Source organism: Streptomyces sp. UNOC14_S4, from assembly GCF_020740835.1.
In the GTDB taxonomy this organism is placed as follows: domain Bacteria; phylum Actinomycetota; class Actinomycetes; order Streptomycetales; family Streptomycetaceae; genus Streptomyces.
This window is the reverse complement of record NZ_JAINFC010000788.1, coordinates 1-2383: the sequence shown is the minus strand read 5'-3', so window position 1 is coordinate 2383 and position 2383 is coordinate 1. Positions and strand designations below refer to the sequence as shown.

Genomic DNA, 2383 nt, shown 5'->3' with positions numbered 1-2383 from the left:
ACCCGCCCCTGACCGAACTGGCCGACGTCCTGACCGGCCACCACCCCGGCCGCCGCGACGCGGCCGAAACCACCGTCTTCACCTCGGTCGGCCTCCCGTCCGAGGACGCGCTCACCTGCGACCTGCTCTACCACCGCGCGCGGGAGCGGGGGGCGGGAAGGGAAGTCTCCTTCGACTAAGGGCGCCCCGTAAGGGGCGCGGGGAACTGCGCGCCCAGCCGAAGATGACCCGCAGCCGCGCACGCAGCGCAAGACGCACCCCGGTAGGCGAACCCGGCAACGAACAAGCACGGTTCCACCCCCACTCCAGAAGCCAAGCGCAGCGTTCACGCATGGCAAGCCGGAACCCCACCGTGGAACTCGATCATCTCCCCGAAGAGCGCGGTCATGTCGACCGGGCTCCCCGGAGCGGCCCCCCGCTCCTCCAGGATTGCCCGGTGCAGATTTGGTACGAGGCGCTCGGAGTCGAGCCAGCGGCCATACGCGCCGAGGTCCGCCCCGCGGGCGATCTCGACCGGGCCGAGGCCGGCGGCCATCCCCTCCCGGGCGAGGCCGCGGACGTACCGGAGGTACTCCTCGGCGTCGTCCAGCAGGCCCGGCCCGCCGACGGGCCCGTGCCCGGGGACGACGGTCACGGGCCCGAGCTCCCGCAGCGCGGCCAGGGCGGCCAGCGAGCCGCTGACGGAGCCCATCGGCACGAAGGGCGTCGCCCCGTTCATCACGACGTCGCCCGCGAAGAGCACGCGCTGCTCCGGCAGCCAGACCACGGTGTCGTTGCTCGTGTGGGCGGGGCCCACGTGCAGCAGCTCGGCCGCCATGTCCCCTACGTGCAGCGTGAGTCGGCCGGTGAAGGTGAGTGCGGGCGGGACCAGCCGGATGTCGCCCCAGCACACGTCCGGCCACAGCCCGGTCAGGTGCAGCCCGGCGCCCAGCATCTCCGTACGGGTCCGCTCGTGCCCGACGACCAGCGCCTCGGGGAAGACGAAGTTGCCGAAGGCGTGGTCGCCGTGGAAGTGGGTGTTGACCAGCGTCCGGGGTGCCTCCGGGGCGACCGAGAGCACGGCCGCCCGCAGCGCGCGGGCGCGGGCCTCCGTCGCGGCGGTGTCCACCAGCACGGAGGACCCGTCCGGCGCGACGACCAGACCGGCGTTGTTCAGGCACCAGCCGCCGTCGGGCTGCACATAGGCGAACACCCCCGAGGCGAGCTCCTCCAGCCGACCGCCGCCACCTCGGGCGACACCACTGATTCCGACACCGCTGATTCCGGCACCACCGATTTCGACACCACCCACGCCACCCATACGGGCCTCCTCCAGCACGTCGTCGATCTGGCCCATGGTCGGCTGGCGGGATGGAGCTTCGCTGGAGCGGGCGGACGACAGGACGGGTGACCGGAAACCGAAACCGAAACGCTGGCGGAACACGGATTTCCACGCGCCCTCCACCACGGTTCGAGCCCGTACCGCCACGCTCACGGGCAGATGGCAGAACCGGCAGACGGCAGACACGGCCGCCGGGGAAGGCGGCCGGGACGACGGAGGTCACATGTCCACCACCCCTGCACCTGTTGCACCTGTTGCACCCGTTGCACCCGTGGCGCTGATCACGGGCGCGACCAGCGGTATCGGCCTGGAGATCACCCGTCGGCTGGCCGGTCTCGGGGCCCGCGCCTACATCTGCGGCCGTGACGAGACCCGGCTGCAGGCGGTCCTGAAGGAGCTCCGGGGCGAGGGCCTGGAGGTCGACGGCACGGTCTGCGACGTGGCCGACGCCGAGCAGATCCGCGCGTACGTGCGCTCGGCCGTGGAGCGCTTCGGCCCGGTGGACATCCTCGTCAACAACGCGGGCCGCAGCGGCGGCGGCACGACCGCCGAGATCCCCGACGAACTGTGGCTCGACGTCATCAACACCAACCTCAACAGCGTCTTCCTGATGACCAAGGCGGTCCTCAACGAGGGCGGCATGAAGGAGAAGAGCCGCGGCCGCATCGTCAACATCGCCTCCACCGGCGGCAAACAGGGCGTCGTCCACGCAGTCCCCTACTCCGCCTCCAAACACGGCGTCGTCGGCCTCACCAAGGCCCTCGGCCTCGAACTCGCCCGCACCGGCATCACCGTCAACGCCGTCTGCCCCGGCTTCGTCGAGACCCCCATGGCCGAACGCGTCCGCGAGCACTACGCGGGCATCTGGGGCGTGAGCGAGGAGGAGACCTTCTCCCGCATCACGAACCGCGTCCCCATGGGCCGCTACGTGGAGACGCGCGAGGTCGCGGCGATGGTCGAGTACCTCGTGAGCGACGACGCGGCGGCGGTGACGGCACAGGCGCTGAACGTGTGCGGAGGCTTGGGCAACTACTGAGCCGCGGGGCGCGGACGGGGGTGCGG

At 71.6% G+C, this 2383-nt stretch carries 3 protein-coding genes; 2 read left to right on the top strand and 1 reads right to left on the bottom strand.

Annotation, left to right across the window (positions count from 1 at the left end; all coding sequences use genetic code 11):
• The first annotated feature begins 8 nt into the window (after window positions 1–8).
• Window positions 9–179, top strand: a complete 171-nt coding sequence (locus K6I34_RS38995) for a hypothetical protein (RefSeq protein ID WP_374231110.1) — start codon at window positions 9–11, stop codon at window positions 177–179.
• Between the two features lie 146 nt (window positions 180–325).
• Here the strand turns inward: K6I34_RS38995 and K6I34_RS35745 are convergent, their stop codons facing one another.
• Complete coding sequence (locus K6I34_RS35745; RefSeq protein ID WP_308294105.1) at window positions 326–1474, bottom strand: MBL fold metallo-hydrolase; 1149 nt, start codon at window positions 1472–1474, stop codon at window positions 326–328.
• Between the two features lie 70 nt (window positions 1475–1544).
• Between K6I34_RS35745 and fabG the strand changes: the two genes are divergently transcribed.
• Window positions 1545–2357, top strand: coding sequence for a 3-oxoacyl-ACP reductase FabG (gene fabG, locus K6I34_RS35740; RefSeq protein ID WP_229332191.1), 813 nt, complete (start codon window positions 1545–1547; stop codon window positions 2355–2357).
• The last annotated feature ends 26 nt before the right edge of the window (window positions 2358–2383 follow it).